Here is a 16,305-nt window from a genome sequence, read left to right as displayed (position 1 = left end):
TTCCTTTACTTATGCGCAGGTTTGGCCGGAGCGGTCTGCGGTGGCGACGCGCGGGCGCCGAACAGGGCAGTGCCGATGCGGACCCAGGTGGCGCCTTCTGCGATGGCAGCCTCCAGATCCTGGCTCATGCCCATGGAGAGGGTGTCGAGCTCGAGGTCGAGCTCGTTTTGCAACTGTCGCAGGCGGGCGAAGGCGGCACGCTGCTCGGCGGGATCGTCGGTCGGCTCGGGAATCGTCATCAGCCCCCGCAGACGCAGGCGGGGCAGGGCGGCGATGACCTGAGCCAGTTCTGGCACATCCTGTGGTTCGCAACCGGACTTGCTGGCCTCGCCACTGACATTTACCTGCAGGCAGATATTCAGCGGTGGCAGTGATTCGGGGCGCTGGTCGGAGAGCCGCTGAGCGATCTTCAGGCGGTCGACCGAATGAACCCAGTCGAAGTGCTCGGCGATCGCCTTGGTCTTGTTCGACTGGATCGGGCCGATGAAATGCCAGGTCAATGACAGGTCGGCGAGCTCGGCCTGTTTCTCAAGAGCTTCCTGCAGATAGTTCTCGCCGAAATCGAGTACACCGGCGCTGGATGTCTCGCGAATCGCGGCGGCCGGCTGGGTCTTGCTGACCGCCAACAGGCGTACCTCGTCGGGATCACGCGCCACAGCTTGCGCCGCCTCACGGATGCGCGTTGCGACCTTTGCAATATTGTTCGCTATCGTGGACATTAACTGCGCCTGCCACCTTAGGGTCTGCGCGGCATTCTACCTGCTTGCTTGTAATTGGGGAGTCCCATGGATATCACAGAACTGCTGGCCTTCAGTGCCAAGCAGGGTGCGTCTGACTTGCACCTGTCTTCCGGCTTGCCGCCGATGATCCGCGTTGACGGTGACGTGCGCCGGATCAATCTGCCGGCGATGGACCACAAGCAGGTGCACGCACTGATCTACGACATCATGAACGACAAGCAGCGCAAGGATTTCGAGGAGTTCCTCGAGACTGACTTTTCGTTCGAAGTGCCCGGCGTGGCGCGCTTCCGGGTCAACGCATTCAACCAGAATCGCGGCGCCGGTGCGGTGTTCCGGACCATTCCGTCGAAGGTGCTGACCATGGAAGACCTCGGCATGGGCGAGGTCTTCCGCAAGATCACCGATGTGCCGCGAGGGCTGGTGCTGGTCACCGGGCCGACCGGTTCGGGCAAGTCGACCACCCTGGCGGCGATGCTCGACTATCTGAACAACACCAAATATCACCACATCCTCACCATCGAGGACCCGATCGAGTTCGTCCACGAGTCGAAGAAGTGCCTGGTCAACCAGCGTGAAGTGCACCGCGACACATTGGGCTTCTCCGAAGCCCTGCGCTCGGCGCTGCGTGAAGACCCGGACATCATCCTCGTGGGCGAGATGCGCGATCTGGAAACCATCCGCCTGGCGCTGACCGCCGCGGAAACCGGTCACCTGGTATTCGGCACCCTGCACACCACCTCGGCGGCCAAGACCATTGACCGCGTGGTCGATGTGTTCCCGGCGGAAGAAAAATCCATGGTTCGCTCGATGCTCTCCGAATCGCTGCAGGCGGTGATCTCCCAGACCCTGCTGAAGAAGGTCGGTGGCGGTCGAGTGGCCGCGCACGAAATCATGATCGGTACACCGGCGATCCGAAACCTGATCCGCGAGGACAAGGTGGCGCAGATGTATTCCTCGATCCAGACCGGCGGTTCGCTGGGCATGCAGACGCTCGATTCCTGTCTCAAGGGGCTGCTGGCCAAGGGGTTGATTTCGCGCGACGCAGCCAAAGAAAAGGCCAAACAGCCGGAAAATTTCTAAACCCACGGGTGGTCCGGCGACATCGTCGCCGGCTTCCGCTTCGCTACAACGCGGCTTCGCCAGACTACGAGAACGACGATGGAATTCGAGAAACTGTTGCGCCTGATGGTCGAAAAGGGCGGATCCGATCTGTTCATTACCGCTGGTGTGCCGCCTTCGATGAAGGTCAACGGCAAGATCCTGCCGGTGAACAAGACGCCCATGTCGCCGGAAATGACCCGCGAAACCGTGCATGCCGTGATGAACGAGCAGCAGCGCCGCGAGTTCGCCGAGAACCACGAGTGCAACTTTGCCATCAGCGCGCGCGGCATCGGTCGCTTCCGGGTCAGCGCCTTCTATCAGCGCAACCTCGCCGGGATGGTGCTGCGCCGTATCGAGACCAATATCCCGACGCTCGAAGACCTGAAACTGCCGGACGTGCTGAAAAAGCTGGCGATGACCAAGCGTGGGCTGGTGCTGTTCGTCGGCGCTACCGGCACCGGCAAGTCCACTTCGCTGGCGGCGATGATCGGCTACCGCAACAAGAACTCCAGCGGTCATATCATTTCCATCGAAGACCCCATCGAGTTCATTCACCAGCATCAGAGCTGCATCGTTACTCAGCGCGAGGTCGGTATCGATACCGATTCCTTCGACGTGGCGCTGAAGAACACGCTGCGCCAAGCGCCCGATGTGATCCTCATCGGTGAGGTGCGGACCCGCGAGACCATGGACTATGCGGTCGCGTTCGCCGAAACCGGCCACCTGTGCCTGGCCACGCTACACGCCAACAACGCCAACCAGGCACTGGATCGAATCATCAACTTCTTCCCCGCCGACCGGCAGCAGCAGGTCTGGATGGATCTCTCGCTCAATCTCAAGGCCATCGTCGCCCAGCAACTGATCCCCACGCCCGACGGTAAAGGCCGGCGGGCGGTCATCGAGGTATTGATCAATACGCCGCTGGCGGCTGACCTGATCCGCAAGGGTGAAGTGCACGAACTCAAATCACTGATGAAGCGCTCCACCGACCTCGGCATGCAGACGTTCGATCAGGCGCTCTACAACCTTTACGTGCAGGGCGAGATCACCTACGAAGATGCGCTGCTGCATGCCGACTCGTCCAACGACCTGCGCCTGATGATCAAGTTGGGCTCGGAGACCGATGGCGAACATCTGACCTCCGTATCCCAGGGCCTCACTCTGGAAGTCAGCGACGACGACCCGGGTCGCAGCTTCCGCTGATCAGGTCCTTCCTGATTGGCCGATGCGTTTGCCGGGCCGGCTGGCGACCCGTTCGGCCTGACCGTCACGCTGGGCCCCGGCCCTGGCGCGGCTCATCAGCTGTGGAATCAGTGGTCCTTCGGGCAGGTTTTTCCAGAAGCGTACCGGCAGATTGCTCTGCATTACTTCCCGGTTGAGCCGCGCCGGGTTGAAGGTACTTTCGTAATAGGCCTTCCATAGGTGCGCGCCGGGATCCTCGACCGATTGCGCCAGTTGCCGCCAGGCGGGCGGGCAGGGGTTGGCGTAATGCATGGTTTCACCATCCCATAGCACCGCATTATCCGGGGTTGCGATCAGCCAGGAGTGCAGGCCCATGCGGTCGGCGAAGTGCGGCGCGGCGCTGAGCAAGATGTCGTGGGCCGGTTCGAACCAGGCTACATAGTCCACCACTTCGTCAGCGCCCGCTGGGCTGAAGCGCAGAAAAGCATGCATGTGGTGCGTTTCGCGGCGTACCGCCTTGATCCGTGCGTGCAGTTCACTGCCATCAGCGTCGCCGACCAGCCGGGCCGTCTGATCACCCCTGGCGACCCGCCAGAGAATTCGGTATAGCAGGCTCCATCGGCCGCTAGTTCGAAAGCGCGCCGCGCTCTCCAGTTCGTCGATCAGTTGCCGTGGAATGCGTGTCCGAGACATCGGCTCTGACGGTTCGGGTACATCGGGCTCGTCGAACAAACCACCGCTATCGTCACTGCCGAGCCACTCCACCTGATGAGGGGCGACCTTGCGGCGGAGCAGGTCACGCGCAGCGTCGCGCCAGCCAGCGAAAGTGCCGTCGAAACGTACCTGACGCATCACCACAATCCCATCTGTACGGGACCTTCGCCGAGTTGTTGGCGCAGGACGGCAGATTCCCGCTGGGCCTGGCTCGGTCGATAGTCGAGGGTCACGATGAAGGGTTTGGCCTTTTCCAGCGAGCAGCGAAGGCGCGTCAGGTCCTCGAAGCGAATGCGCTTCTGCCGGCGTAGGGCCACCAGGCGCTGGGCGCTGAGGATGCCGATCCCGGGAATGCGCGCGATCAGCGCCGCTTCGGCGCGATTCAGGTCCACTGGGAAATGCTCACGGTTGGACAGCGCCCAGGCGAGCTTGGGATCGATGTCCAGCGGTAGGTTGCCTGGACCGGCAAGCAGCTCGCCGGCCCGAAAACCGTAACCGCGCATGAGAAAATCGGCTTGGTACAACCGGTGTTCGCGCAGCAGTGGCGGCGCCTCGAAGGGAACGGTCTTGGGGCTGTGCGGAATCGGGCTGAACGCCGAGTAGTACACGCGGCGCAGGCGAAAGTCGCCATACAACGACTGTGCAGTATGCAGAATGGTGCTGTCGTCAGTTGTGTCGGCGCCAACGATCATCTGCGTGCTTTGCCCGGCCGGAGCGAAACGCGGCGAACCTTTCTCCGCCTGGGCTTCGGTCTCTCCTTGATAAATCGAATGCATGGCCTGTTTGATCGTCACAACCTGTTTTTCCGGCGCGAGGCGGAGCAGGCTGGACTCGGTCGGCAGTTCGATATTGACGCTGAGGCGGTCGGCGTAGCGGCCGGCTTCGGCGATAAGCAGCGGGTCGGCGTCCGGAATGGTCTTCAGATGGATGTAGCCGCGGAACTCATGCTCCTCGCGTAGCAGCTTGGCCACTCGATTGAGCTGTTCCATGGTGTAGTCGGCCGAGCGAATGATTCCGGAGCTGAGAAACAGGCCGCTGATGCAGTTGCGGCGGTAGAAATCGAGCGTCAGCGTCACTACTTCTTCGGGCGTGAAACGCGCACGCGGTACGTCACTGGAGCGCCGATTAACGCAGTATTGGCAGTCATACAGGCAGAAGTTGGTCAGCAGTACCTTAAGCAGGGCGACGCAGCGACCGTCTGGGGTGAAACTGTGGCAGATACCCATGCCGTCAGTGGCGCCCAGCCCGCTGCGGCCTTTGGAACTGCGCTTTGGCGCCCCGCTGCTGGCGCATGACACGTCATATTTTGCGGCGTCGGCAAGGACGCTGAGTTTCTCGATCAGCTGCATGAGGATCATCGCGATACTGTTTGCATATACAGTATCACGGTCATCTCATCACGCCACGGCCCGTTCGGCGGAGATTTCGGGCGGGCGAGAATCGGATAAGCTCAACGCGCTACCAAACCAGACTACGAGGCTCAGATGCGGCAAAACACCCATAGCACCTTGATCGGCTATCTTTTGTGGATTTTTGGATTCCTCGGTTCCCACCGCTTCTATTACGGCAAGCCGATTACCGGCACCATCTGGTTTTTCACGCTCGGCTTGTTCTTCGTTGGCTGGATCATCGATCTGTTTCTGATTCCGTCGATGGACCGAGAGGCCGACATGCGCTTCCAGCCCGGCCCGATCGACTACACCGTCGCCTGGATCCTGCTGACCTTCCTCGGTGTGTTCGGCGTACACCGGATGTATCAGGGCAAATGGATTACCGGCCTGATTTATCTATGCACCGGCGGGTTGTTCTTCGTGGGCGTGCTCTACGACTTCTGGACGCTGAACAGCCAGGTATCGATGCGCAACATGGAAAAGCGCTGGTAACGGCGAGGTTCGCAGGCGGCCCGGGTTTTCGATCGGACCGCCTGGATGTTCGGGTCAGCCTTGAAAGGCGATTCTGCCGTCGACGATCGTGTGGCGTACTGCGCCTGGCAGGCAGTGGCCGAGGAAGGGGCAATTGCGACCCTTCGAGTGCCAGGCTTCGCCAGCGAGCGTCGAGCTGCGTGGATCGAACAGGACCAGGTCTGCGGCGTCGCCTATAGCCAAGCGTCCGGCCGGTAGCCGCAGGGCGGTGGCCGGGCCGCTGCTCAGGCGTGCAAGTAGGGTCGGCAGATCGAGCAGGCCGTCTTCGACGAGGGTCAGTGCCAGCGGCAGAAGAATTTCCGCACTGCTGATACCCGGCTCGGTTTCACCGAACGGCGCCTGTTTGGCGTCCGCTTCGTGAGGCTGATGATGGCTGGAAATTGCCGAGATGACGCCGGTTCTGACTGCTTCACGCAGGCCGGCACGGTCGGCTGCGCTGCGCAAAGGCGGTTGCACATGGTAAAGGCTGGAAAAGCCGTGCAGCGCCTCATCAGTCAGGATCAGTTGATACATTGCCACATCGGCAGTGACCGGAAGCCCGCGTGCCTGGGCGTCGGCGATCATCTGTGCGCCACGGGCGGTACTGAGCTGACTGAAGTGGGCGCGAACACCGGTCTGCTCGACTAGCAGCAGATTGCGCGCCAGGGCGATGGTTTCGGCTGTTTCAGGGATCCCGGCCAGGCCGAGAAAAGCGGCGGAAGGGCCTTCATGGGCAAGACCGCCTTCGGCCAGATCGCTGTCCTGGGAATGCATGATCACGGTGAGGCCGAAGGTCGCTGCATATTCCAGCGCGCGGCTCAGGTTCCGGCTGCTGGCGAAGTTGGTCAGGCCATTGCCGAAAGCGACACAGCCGGCATCGCGTAGCGCCACCAGCTCAGCGAGCTGTTCTCCCGCCAGGTTGCGTGTCAGCGCGCCAATCGGAAAGACCTTGGCATGACCGGACTCGCGGGCGCGGTCGAGGATCAGCTCGGCGACCGCGGCGGTGTCTAGCACGGGTTTGGTGTTTGGTGGGCAGCACAAGCTGGTAATGCCGCCGGCTGTGGCGGCCAGTGTTTCGCTGGCGATGTTGCCCTTGCGACTGTAACCCGGCTCGCGCAGAGCAACGGACAGATCGACCAGCCCAGGGGCGGCGACCAGCCCCTGGGCATTGATGCTGTGTGCAGCGTTGAAGCCAGCTGGTGCCTGGCCGATGGCGACGACCAAGCCGTCCTGGCAATAGATATCGGTGATTTCATCGCGCCCGTTGGCGGGGTCGATCAGGCGAGCGCCGAGGATTTCGGTTGGCATCAGTTCTGCTCCTCGGCAGCGTATTCGGTTTCGATCTGGCGCTGGGCGGTCTGGCCGCTCATGGCCATGGAGAGCACCGCCATGCGAACCGCGATGCCGTAGGTCACCTGGTTGAGAATTACTGACTGGTCGCCGTCTGCGACCGCCGACTCGATCTCGACGCCTCGGTTGATCGGGCCTGGATGCATGACGATGGCGTCCCGCTTGGCCAGCGCCATGCGCTGTGTGGTCAGCCCATAGAGACGGTAGAACTCGCCCTCGCTGGGCAGCAGGCCGCCCTGCATGCGCTCGCGCTGCAGGCGCAGCATGATCACTACGTCGACATCGCGCAGGCCTTCGGTCATGTCGTGGAAGACACTGACGCCGTATTGCTCCAGGCCGATCGGCAGTAGCGTTTTCGGGCCTATCACGCGAATGTCCGGGCAGCCGAGCGTCTTCAGCGCGAGCATGTTGGAACGGGCTACCCGCGAATGCAGGATGTCGCCGACGATGGCCACCGAGAGCTTCTCGAAGTCACCCTTGTGGCGGCGGATGGTGAGCATGTCGAGCATGCCCTGGGTGGGGTGCGCATGGCGCCCGTCACCGCCATTGATGATTGCGACGTCCGGGCAGACGTGTTCGGCGATGAAATGTGCAGCGCCCGAATCGGCGTGGCGCACGACGAACATGTCGGCCGCCATGGCTTCGAGGTTGCGCAGCGTATCGGTCAGGGTTTCGCCTTTGCTGGTCGACGAGGTGGAAACGTTCAGCGTGATCACGTCCGCCGAGAGGCGCTTGGCCGCCAGTTCAAAAGTGGTGCGGGTGCGCGTGGAGTTCTCGAAGAACACATTGCAGACGGTCTTGCCGCGCAGCAAGGGGACCTTCTTGACTCCCCTGGCACCGACTTCGAGAAAGGAGTCGGCAGTGTCGAGGATTTCGGTAAGCAGCGTGCGAGGCAGGCCATCCAGGGACAGGAAATGGCGCAGCTGACCATTGTCGTTCAGCTGTAGCGGCCGCTTGGCGTCAGTAGGCGTCATCGCGAGGGTCTCAATTGGCGGAGGCGAGGGTCTGGTATTCGAGAGCGAGCGGTGCCGGGCCGAGCAGCTTTACCCTTTGGTCGGAAGGCAACGACAGCGTTGCGCCGACTACGTCCGGCCGGATCGGCAGTTCGCGGGCGTTGAGGTCCAGCAGGCAGACCAGACTGACACTGGCGGGGCGGCCATAGTCGAACAGCTCGTTGAGCGCGGCGCGAACGGTGCGCCCGCTCATCAGTACGTCGTCGATCAATACGAGATGCTGGCCTTCTATTTCGAACGGAAGCGCCGAAGGGCGAACCTGTGGGTGCAGGCCATTCTGGGTGAAATCGTCGCGATAGAACGACACGTCCAGCACGCCGAGGGCTTCCTGCTTGCCGCGCAGTTCCAGCAGCGCTTGGCCTATCCAGACGCCACCGGTGTGGATGCCGATAAAAAGAGGCTCCGATATACCGTGGCTGCTCAGGTGTTGATCCAGCGCCGCGGCCATTTCGGGCAGTAGCTGATCGGGGTTCGGCAGGGTCATCGTTTCTCCTTGATAACGCATCAGAGGGTTTGCGCCGTCAGCCAGCCTTCGAGTAAAAGGGCGGCAGCGAGGGCGTCGACCGGGCGTTCGCGGTAACCGCCTTGCTGCCCGCCGCGTAGGCGCTCGCCTTTGGCTTCGTAGGTCGTCAGACGCTCGTCGTGGGTGTGCACCGGCAGGTTGAAGCGGCCGTTGAGGCGCCTGGCGAACTTCTCCGCGCGCGCACTCATTTCGCTGGGGCTGCCATCCATGTTCAATGGCAAGCCGACCACCAGTGCGTCCGGTTGCCATTCTCGTAATAACGCTTCGATCTGCGACCAGTCGGGCACGCCGTTCTGCGCCTTGAGCACGCAAAGCTCCCGGGCCTGGCCGGTAATCGCCTGACCGACAGCAACGCCGATCTGCTTGGTGCCGTAATCGAAGCCCAGCAGTAAACGCAGGGCACTCATGCGTGACCGACCTGGCTGCTAAGAAGCCGCAGGTCGACACCCAGCGAGGCGGCTGCAGCCGCAAGGCGCTGGTCGTAGGGAAGATCAAAAAGAATGTGCGGCTGCGCCGGGCAGCTCAGCCAGGCGTTGTCGACCAGTTCGGCCTCGAGCTGACCCGGTTCCCAGCCGGCATAGCCGAGAGCGATAAAGTGCTGCCTGGGACCGTAGCCGTCGGCGATGGCGAAGAGCACGTCCTGGGATGTGGTCACACCTAGGTCGCCGAGGCCGAGGGTGGCCTGAAACTGCGCGTCGGCCGGGTGCAGCACGAAGCCTCTGTCGGTCTGCACCGGACCACCGGCGAAAATCGGCAGCTGCTGACTGGCGGGACTGACCGGCTCGTCGGGGCGCAGCTGGTCGAGTATGTCGGCCAGGATCAGTCCGCTCGGACGATTGACGATGAGCCCCATTGCGCCTTCCCGATTGTGTTCCACGAGATAAATCAAGGCGTGGGCGAAATTGGGGTCGGCCATGTGGGGCATGGCGATCAGGAAATGATGCTTGAGGTAATTGGGTGAGGTCGCGTTCATGGTTGCTAGCTTAAGCGTTGCGGGCGAGGCCGTGAAGCTGCATGCGCTGGCTTGCCGCGCTGTCGACGCCGGGTGCTGATTCAGCTGATCAACGGCTCGACAATCGGTCGCCGCGCTCGAAGCGCCATGTCCTGATGATCTCGACCTGGTCGAACTTATTCGCCAGCTCTCCCGAGAAAGGCGCAAACGGCGCTGCAAGCCTGACGATGCGCATGGCCGCCTCGTCGAGGACCGCCTGTCCTGAGGATTCGAGCACCCGTAGCTCCTGCACCGCGCCGTTGCGGTCGATGACCACCAGCATGCGAAGGCTGCCATAGATCCGCTGACGACGAGCTTCGTCAGGGTAGTTGAGGTTGCCGATGCGCTCGACCTTCTTGCGCCACTCGTCGCGGTACCAGGCGCTGATATCTCGCATGGTGGCGGCGCTGTTCTGGCGACTGACGCGAGGCCGCTTGGCGTACTGCTCGACTTGCTGCGCAAGCTCCGCCTCGAGGCTGGCGATTTCCGAGCTGAGCTGTGAGCTGTCATAGACAGGCGCCGGCTGCGCCTGGGGCTGTGGCTTGTTTTTCTGCGGTTTTGCCGGCGTCTTGTCTGGCTGCGGCGCACGGGTCGCGACTGCGGTTTTCGGGGCCTCGCTGCGAGTGCTAGGCGGCGGCGAAGAGGCCGGCGTCACCTTGCGCACCTGGGTGTCTTGAAATGGCGCTTGCTCGGTCGTTTTCGGGGACGCCTTGTGCTCCAGCGTGCCGCTACCCTGTTGGTTGTCCTGCGCGAGAAAGTCGGCGTCCTTCGGTTTGTCTTCGCTTTTGAACGTGGACAAGGTGATTTCCAGCGACTTGCTGATCTGCTTCGGTTCCGATAGCGAGAAGCCGAGGCCGAGGATCAAGGCTGCATGCAGCGCGGCGGCGAGAAATATCGTGAAGCCGAGACGATCCGCCGGGCGGACGCCGGTATGGGCAGGAATAGGTTGGCGTGTAGCGGCGTTCATCGCATTACAGTCGGCTCGAAGTGCGCGCAGTCTGCCCAGCACGGCTGCAAAAGTCTATGAACCAGGCGACAGCTTTGCTGCGTAAGGTGACGCCGATTTTTGTTGCGGCGCAGCCAGATGCCTATAGGTTACGCGTGGAAGGGGGCGGTTGGTTGGTAGGCCAACCGCGCACTGCTCTCAGGCGTTGGAGTGGCGCTGCAGTTTGGCCTCGATGGCATCCATCAGACGTTCGCCGATCCGGGTATCGAACGCGTTGTCGATCTCGCGAATGCAGGTCGGGCTGGTGATGTTGATTTCTGTGAGGAAATCTCCGATCACATCCAGTCCGACGAACAGCAGCCCGCGTTTGCGCAGCTCGGGACCGACAATGGCGGCAATCTCTCTGTCTCGATCAGAAAGCGGCTGTGCAACGCCACGCCCGCCGGCGGCGAGGTTGCCGCGGGTTTCTCCTGCCGCCGGGATGCGTGCCAGGCAGTACGGCACCGGTTCACCGTCGATCATCAGTATTCGCTTGTCGCCATCCTTGATCGCCGGAATGTAACGCTGCGCCATGATTTGCCGGCTGCCGTGCTCGGTCAGCACTTCGAGAATCACCGAAAGGTTCGGGTCGCCTTCGCGGTGACGGAAAATCGAGGCGCCACCCATTTCATCCAGTGGTTTGAGAATGATGTCACGCTGCTCGCGGGCAAACTCCCGCAGAATGTCGGACCGTCGACTGACAAGCGTCGGTGGCGTGCATTGCGGGAACTGGGTAGCAAAGAACTTCTCGTTGCAATCGCGCAGGCTTTGCGGTCGGTTCACCACCAGCGTGCCGGCTTGCTCGGCAAGCTCGAGCAGGTAGGTTGCATACACGTATTCGCTGTTGAATGGCGGGTCCTTGCGCATCAGGATGACGTCGAGCTCGGCCAGCGCTATGTCGGCCTCGTCCTCTGTCTCGTACCAGTGCTGGGGATCGTTGAAGACCTTGATCGAGCGCATGCGGGCGCGCGCTTCGCCGCCGAGCTGGTAGAGGTCTCGTTGCTCCATGTAGCAGATCGTCCAGCCACGGGCCTGGGCGGCCAGCAGCATTGCCAGCGAGCTGTCCTTTTTGAAGGCGATCTGCGCGATTGGATCCATGATGATCCCGACGCGAACAGTCATGCGATGATCTCCGGCGAGGGGCAGAACGGAGCTGCCAGGGGCTTGAAATGTCGACGCAGATTGGCGGCGGTTGTGCGTTGGGTCAAGGAAAATCCCGCTGCCTTGGCAGCGGATAGCTTGCATTTGAGGAGTGTGCTAAAAAGGTCCGGCGATTGGGTGCAGCCCATCGATGGCAGGGCCTCTGGCGCACTGACATAACGATAAACTACGACTCACCGAGGCGATGGTAGGGCGAAATGGAACAGCACTCCGAGGGCTTGAAGGTCATGGTGATCGACGATTCGAAAACGATTCGTCGCACCGCCGAAACGCTGCTGAAGAAAGTAGGTTGTGATGTGATCACGGCGGTGGATGGCTTTGATGCGCTCGCCAAGATCGCGGATAGCCACCCGCGCATCATTTTCGTCGATATCATGATGCCGAGGCTTGATGGCTATCAGACCTGTGCGCTGATCAAGAACAACAGTTCTTTCAAGTCCACCCCGGTGATCATGCTGTCCTCCAAGGATGGCCTGTTCGACAAGGCCAAGGGGCGGATCGTGGGGTCGGACCAGTACCTCACCAAGCCTTTCAGTAAAGAAGAGTTGCTCGGTGCGATCAAGGCGCATGTGCCTGATTTCGCACCGGTAGAGCAAGTATCCTGAAGTTCGGCCCTGTGTGCCGCTGAAGCCTTTCCCACGGAGAAACCATGGCTCGCGTTCTGATTGTTGATGACTCGCCGACCGAGATGTACAAGCTGACGGCCATGCTGGAGAAGCATGGTCATGTCGTTCTGAAAGCTGAGAACGGAGCCGATGGCGTAGCGCTTGCTCGTCAGGAAAAGCCGGACGCGGTACTGATGGATATCGTCATGCCCGGTCTGAACGGTTTTCAAGCTACTCGCCAACTGACCAAAGATGCTGAAACCAGTCACATTCCGGTGATCATTGTGACCACTAAAGACCAGGAAACCGATAAGGTCTGGGGCAAGCGTCAAGGCGCCAAGGATTACCTGACCAAGCCAGTGGATGAAGCGACACTGCTGAAGACCCTGAGCGCCGTACTAGCCGGATAAACGGCGGTTTCGTAATCAAGGGATGTTGCCAGCATGTCGGATACGCCTACGCCGTTTCAGCGACTTCTGGAAATCGATACCCGTTGCCGAGCGCTGGCGGCAGGACTGCCCTCGCAGCAGGAAGCCATCCAAACCTGGGCAGGTATCGGTTTTCGAATGGGGGGGCGACTGTTTGTTGCTCCGATGGGGGAGGTTGGCGAAATACTCCACGAGCCGCGCTATACGTTGTTACCAGGAGTGAAAACCTGGGTGAAGGGCGTGGCAAACGTCCGCGGCCGGCTGTTGCCCGTCATGGATCTGTGCGGTTATTTCGGCCTGGAGCTGTCTCCGTTACGTAAGCAGCGGCGGGTATTGGTGGTCGATCATCAGGAGGTGTTCGCCGGATTGACGGTCGACGAAGTGTTCGGCATGCAGCACTTCCCGGTGGATGCCTTCTCCGAGCAGTTGCCGCCGGTCGAGGCGTCGATCCAGCCCTTTATTCACGGTGTCTTTCAGCGCGAGCAGCCTTGGCTGGTCTTTAGCCCGCACGCGCTTGCCGCGCACCAGACCTTTCTGGACGTGGCGTATTGATTTAGGTGGGGTCGGCTGATGCCGGCCTTTTGGTTCTTGGAAGGAAACGTACGGGTGGTCCAGGCGGGGGCCGGAAAAATGAAAAAAATGAACGCAAATGCTTTGCTGGCAGGGATACGTAGCAATACGCTGATCGCCGGGCTGTTTATCCTTCTCATCGTGTCGATGGTGCTGTTGTTCGTGAACTTTGCGTACATCAATACCCAGGCGGACTATGACAACGAGTACATTGGACACGCAGGTGAGCTGCGAGTTCTGTCTCAGCGCATCGCGAAGAACGCGGTAGAAGCGGCTGCGGGTACGCCGGACGCATTCGGCTCGTTGAAAGACGCACGCAACGACTTTAGCGAGCGCTGGACCTACCTCTCCGAAGGAGACGATCGCATAGGGCTGCCAGCGGTTCCGCAATCGCTGCAGGCCGAAGTCGCCGCGGTGCAGCAGGACTGGGACACGCTACGGCAGAACACGGATGCGATCCTCGCCAGCGAGCAGACGGTTCTTTCCCTGCATCAGGTCGCCACGACCCTCGCCGAAACCATTCCGCAACTGCAGGTCGAGTACGAAGAAGTCGTCGATATTCTTTTGGAAAGTGGCGCCCCGGCTGCCCAGGTGTCCGTTGCTCAGCGCCAGTCGCTGCTCGCGGAACGTATTCTGGGCTCGGTGAACAAGGTGCTTTCCGGTGACCAGGACTCGGTGCAGGCCGCTGACATGTTCGGTCGTGATGCGAGCCTGTTTGGGCGCGTGCTCAGCGCGATGCTCGAAGGCAACGAAGCCATGGGCATTTCCCGCGTTGACGATGCCGAGGCGCTGGATCGTCTGGCTGCGATCTCCGAGTTGTTTCAGTTCGTTTCCGGTTCTGTGGATGAGATTCTCGAAACTTCGCCGGAGCTGTTCCAGGTGCGTGAATCGTCGAACAGCATCTTCGAAGTTTCGCAGACTCTGCTCGACAAGACCTCTGCGCTGACCCAAGGTCTTCAAGGTCGTGCCGATGCCCGATACATCAATGCCCTGGCTGGCTATGTTCTGGGTGCGCTGGCCCTGGCCTCGATCCTGCTGATCGGTCTGGTGATGGTTCAAGAAACACGTCGTCGTCTGAGTGAAACGGCCGAAAAGAACGAACGTAACCAAACGGCGATTCTCCGCTTGCTCGACGAAATCGGTGATCTGGCCGATGGTGACTTGACCGTGGCCGCCACGGTTACCGAAGACTTCACCGGTGCCATCGCAGACTCCATCAACTACTCCATCGACCAGTTGCGCGATCTGGTCGAAACGATCAACCAGACTGCCGTTCAAGTGTCAGGCGCGGCCCAGGAGACTCAGGCAACCGCGATGCACCTGGCCGAAGCTTCCGAGCATCAGGCCCAGGAAATTGCTGGGGCTTCCGCGGCGATCAATGAAATGGCGGTTTCGATTGACCAGGTATCGGCCAACGCCGCTGAATCGTCTGCGGTGGCGGAACGCTCCGTAGCCATTGCCAACAAAGGCAACGAGGTCGTTCATAACACCATTACCGGCATGGATAACATCCGTGAGCAGATTCAGGACACGTCCAAGCGGATCAAGCGCCTGGGCGAATCGTCCCAGGAGATCGGTGACATCGTTAGCCTGATTAACGACATTGCTGACCAAACCAACATCCTTGCCTTGAACGCAGCGATTCAGGCATCCATGGCCGGCGATGCGGGTCGAGGCTTCGCTGTGGTTGCGGACGAAGTACAGCGCCTTGCCGAGCGTTCGTCTGCGGCGACCAAGCAGATCGAAGCGCTGGTCAAGACCATTCAGACCGACACCAACGAAGCGGTTATCTCAATGGAACAGACCACTTCCGAAGTGGTACGAGGTGCGCGTCTGGCCCAAGACGCGGGTGTCGCCCTGGAGGAAATCGAGAAGGTATCCAAGAGCCTTGCGGCTCTGATTCAGAACATCTCCAACGCGGCGCGTCAGCAGGCTTCGTCAGCTGGTCACATTTCCAACACCATGAATGTCATTCAGGAAATTACCTCGCAGACCTCTTCGGGTACCACTGCGACCGCGAAGAGCATCGGTAACCTTGCGAAGATGGCCAACGAAATGCGTCATTCGGTATCCGGCTTCACCTTGCCGGAAACGCAGGATCAGGCCTGACTGATAGCACGGCGGCCGGTCACGGCTGCTGTGAAAGTTCATGAGTAAGGGGCAGGATATGCAGCCAAGCGTTGACTGGTCACTGAGACCCTTGGCTGATATGTCATCAGCCGAGTTTCGTGATTGGCAGGCCTTGCTCGAAGAGCGCTCCGGCCTCGTAGTGACCGAACAGCGGAGGACGTTTCTGCAGGCCAACCTGAGCAGCCGCATGCGCGAAGTTGGTGTGGCTGATTATGCCAGCTATTACCAGCAGGTTACCGATGGCCCACGAGGCGCGGTCGAATGGTCCACCTTGATGGACCGCCTGACGGTGCAGGAAACCCGCTTCTTCCGTCATCCGCCTTCGTTTTCGATGCTCGCTGCTTACATACAGCAGCGTCAGGAATCGCGCGATGCTGCGCTGCCCTGGTCGCTGTGGAGCGTGGGGTGTGCAAGCGGTGAAGAAACCTATTCGCTGGCGATCTGTGCTGCCGAGGCGTTAAAGGGCACGGCGGGCGAGGCGCAATACGGGGTGATCGGTACGGATATCAGCCTGAGCGCTCTGGGCCGATCTCGAGATGGCCTTTACAGTCGTCGTCGGCTCGATCAGTTGGATCCCGACCTGCGCGAACGATATTTCCAGGCAATGCCTGATGAGCGATTCCAAGTAATACCCAGCCTGGCTGCGCGCGTGTGCTTTGCCAGACTCAACGTGCTGGAGCTGGCTGGTGCGCCAATGTCCGATATGGACGTCATTTTTTGTCAGAACCTGTTGATTTACTTCCGTCGCTGGCGCCGCCGCGAAATCCTCAATCGCCTGGTCGAGCGCCTAGCGCCGGGGGGGTTGTTGGTTATCGGCGCGGGCGAGGTGATTGGCTGGCAGCATCCGGAACTGGTGCCGGTAGCCGATAGTCAGGTTCTGGCCTTTACCCGGAAAAGTTTATGAGCGGAGT

At 60.8% G+C, this 16,305-nt stretch carries 18 protein-coding genes; 8 read left to right on the top strand and 10 right to left on the bottom strand.

Translation table 11 applies throughout. The features are described from left to right. Positions 1-5: 5 nt before the first annotated feature. Positions 6-719, bottom strand: a complete 714-nt coding sequence (locus MCB86_RS13565; RefSeq protein ID WP_239611239.1) for a YggS family pyridoxal phosphate-dependent enzyme — start codon at positions 717-719, stop codon at positions 6-8. A 66-nt stretch (positions 720-785) separates the two neighbouring features. On the opposite strand from MCB86_RS13565, the gene pilT reads away from it, so the two are divergent. Both pilT and MCB86_RS13555 read left to right on the top strand, forming a co-directional pair. Next, complete coding sequence (gene pilT, locus MCB86_RS13560) at positions 786-1,820, top strand: type IV pilus twitching motility protein PilT (RefSeq protein WP_019339777.1); 1,035 nt, start codon at positions 786-788, stop codon at positions 1,818-1,820. Between the two features lie 78 nt (positions 1,821-1,898). Then, complete coding sequence (locus MCB86_RS13555) at positions 1,899-3,044, top strand: PilT/PilU family type 4a pilus ATPase (protein WP_045164002.1); 1,146 nt, start codon at positions 1,899-1,901, stop codon at positions 3,042-3,044. Here the strand turns inward: MCB86_RS13555 and MCB86_RS13550 are convergent, their stop codons facing one another. Then, a complete protein-coding gene (locus tag MCB86_RS13550; RefSeq protein ID WP_239611238.1) occupies positions 3,045-3,875 on the bottom strand; it encodes a TIGR03915 family putative DNA repair protein in 831 nt (276 codons plus the stop codon). Beyond that, entirely contained in the window at positions 3,875-5,086 is a 1,212-nt protein-coding gene (locus tag MCB86_RS13545) for a putative DNA modification/repair radical SAM protein (protein ID WP_239611591.1), read from the bottom strand. The genes MCB86_RS13550 and MCB86_RS13545 overlap by 1 nt, the downstream gene beginning before the upstream one ends. Positions 5,087-5,221: 135 nt before the next feature. On the opposite strand from MCB86_RS13545, the gene MCB86_RS13540 reads away from it, so the two are divergent. Then, positions 5,222-5,620 carry a TM2 domain-containing protein gene (locus tag MCB86_RS13540; RefSeq protein WP_045163999.1) on the top strand — a complete coding sequence of 133 codons (399 nt, stop codon included), beginning with the start codon at positions 5,222-5,224 and terminating at the stop codon, positions 5,618-5,620. A 54-nt stretch (positions 5,621-5,674) separates the two neighbouring features. Here MCB86_RS13540 and MCB86_RS13535 read toward each other — a convergent pair whose 3' ends face one another. The 7 genes from MCB86_RS13535 to gshB all read right to left on the bottom strand — a co-directional run bounded on the left by MCB86_RS13535 (position 5,675) and on the right by gshB (position 11,622). Beyond that, positions 5,675-6,946 carry a dihydroorotase gene (locus MCB86_RS13535; RefSeq protein ID WP_239611237.1) on the bottom strand — a complete coding sequence of 424 codons (1,272 nt, stop codon included), beginning with the start codon at positions 6,944-6,946 and terminating at the stop codon, positions 5,675-5,677. Then, a complete protein-coding gene (locus MCB86_RS13530) occupies positions 6,946-7,962 on the bottom strand; it encodes an aspartate carbamoyltransferase catalytic subunit (protein ID WP_045163997.1) in 1,017 nt (338 codons plus the stop codon). The genes MCB86_RS13535 and MCB86_RS13530 overlap by 1 nt, the downstream gene beginning before the upstream one ends. A gap of 10 nt (positions 7,963-7,972) precedes the next feature. Continuing rightward, complete coding sequence (pyrR, locus tag MCB86_RS13525; RefSeq protein WP_239611236.1) at positions 7,973-8,485, bottom strand: bifunctional pyr operon transcriptional regulator/uracil phosphoribosyltransferase PyrR; 513 nt, start codon at positions 8,483-8,485, stop codon at positions 7,973-7,975. A gap of 20 nt (positions 8,486-8,505) precedes the next feature. Continuing rightward, positions 8,506-8,931, bottom strand: a complete 426-nt coding sequence (gene ruvX / locus MCB86_RS13520; protein ID WP_239611235.1) for a Holliday junction resolvase RuvX — start codon at positions 8,929-8,931, stop codon at positions 8,506-8,508. After that, positions 8,928-9,497 (bottom strand): YqgE/AlgH family protein, encoded by a 570-nt coding sequence (locus tag MCB86_RS13515; RefSeq protein WP_045163994.1) that lies wholly within the window; start codon positions 9,495-9,497, stop codon positions 8,928-8,930. Before MCB86_RS13515 ends, ruvX begins: the two co-directional genes overlap by 4 nt. Before the next feature lie 88 nt (positions 9,498-9,585). Then, the gene (locus MCB86_RS13510; protein ID WP_239611234.1) at positions 9,586-10,482 is read right to left on the bottom strand and encodes an energy transducer TonB; all 897 of its coding nucleotides are present in this window, start codon (positions 10,480-10,482) and stop codon (positions 9,586-9,588) included. A 177-nt stretch (positions 10,483-10,659) separates the two neighbouring features. Beyond that, positions 10,660-11,622 (bottom strand): glutathione synthase, encoded by a 963-nt coding sequence (gene gshB, locus MCB86_RS13505; RefSeq protein ID WP_239611233.1) that lies wholly within the window; start codon positions 11,620-11,622, stop codon positions 10,660-10,662. A 236-nt stretch (positions 11,623-11,858) separates the two neighbouring features. Here gshB and pilG point away from each other — a divergent pair, with 236 nt between their 5' ends. The 5 genes from pilG (at position 11,859) to MCB86_RS13480 (ending at position 16,298) form a co-directional block, all read left to right on the top strand. Then, positions 11,859-12,266 (top strand): twitching motility response regulator PilG, encoded by a 408-nt coding sequence (pilG, locus tag MCB86_RS13500; RefSeq protein ID WP_019339789.1) that lies wholly within the window; start codon positions 11,859-11,861, stop codon positions 12,264-12,266. A gap of 44 nt (positions 12,267-12,310) precedes the next feature. Beyond that, positions 12,311-12,676: a twitching motility response regulator PilH gene (gene pilH / locus MCB86_RS13495; protein WP_045163991.1), complete on the top strand. Its 366-nt coding sequence runs from the start codon at positions 12,311-12,313 to the stop codon at positions 12,674-12,676. 33 nt (positions 12,677-12,709) lie between these two features. Continuing rightward, complete coding sequence (locus tag MCB86_RS13490) at positions 12,710-13,246, top strand: chemotaxis protein CheW (protein ID WP_045163990.1); 537 nt, start codon at positions 12,710-12,712, stop codon at positions 13,244-13,246. 78 nt (positions 13,247-13,324) lie between these two features. Next, a complete protein-coding gene (locus tag MCB86_RS13485; RefSeq protein ID WP_045163989.1) occupies positions 13,325-15,373 on the top strand; it encodes a methyl-accepting chemotaxis protein in 2,049 nt (682 codons plus the stop codon). A gap of 58 nt (positions 15,374-15,431) precedes the next feature. Continuing rightward, positions 15,432-16,298 carry a CheR family methyltransferase gene (locus MCB86_RS13480; protein WP_239611232.1) on the top strand — a complete coding sequence of 289 codons (867 nt, stop codon included), beginning with the start codon at positions 15,432-15,434 and terminating at the stop codon, positions 16,296-16,298. Positions 16,299-16,305 lie beyond the last annotated feature (7 nt).

The organism is Pseudomonas sp. KSR10, from assembly GCF_022355455.1.
GTDB classification, from domain to species: Bacteria; Pseudomonadota; Gammaproteobacteria; order Pseudomonadales; family Pseudomonadaceae; genus Stutzerimonas; species Stutzerimonas stutzeri_E.
This window is presented reverse-complemented; position numbering and strand designations above follow the sequence as displayed.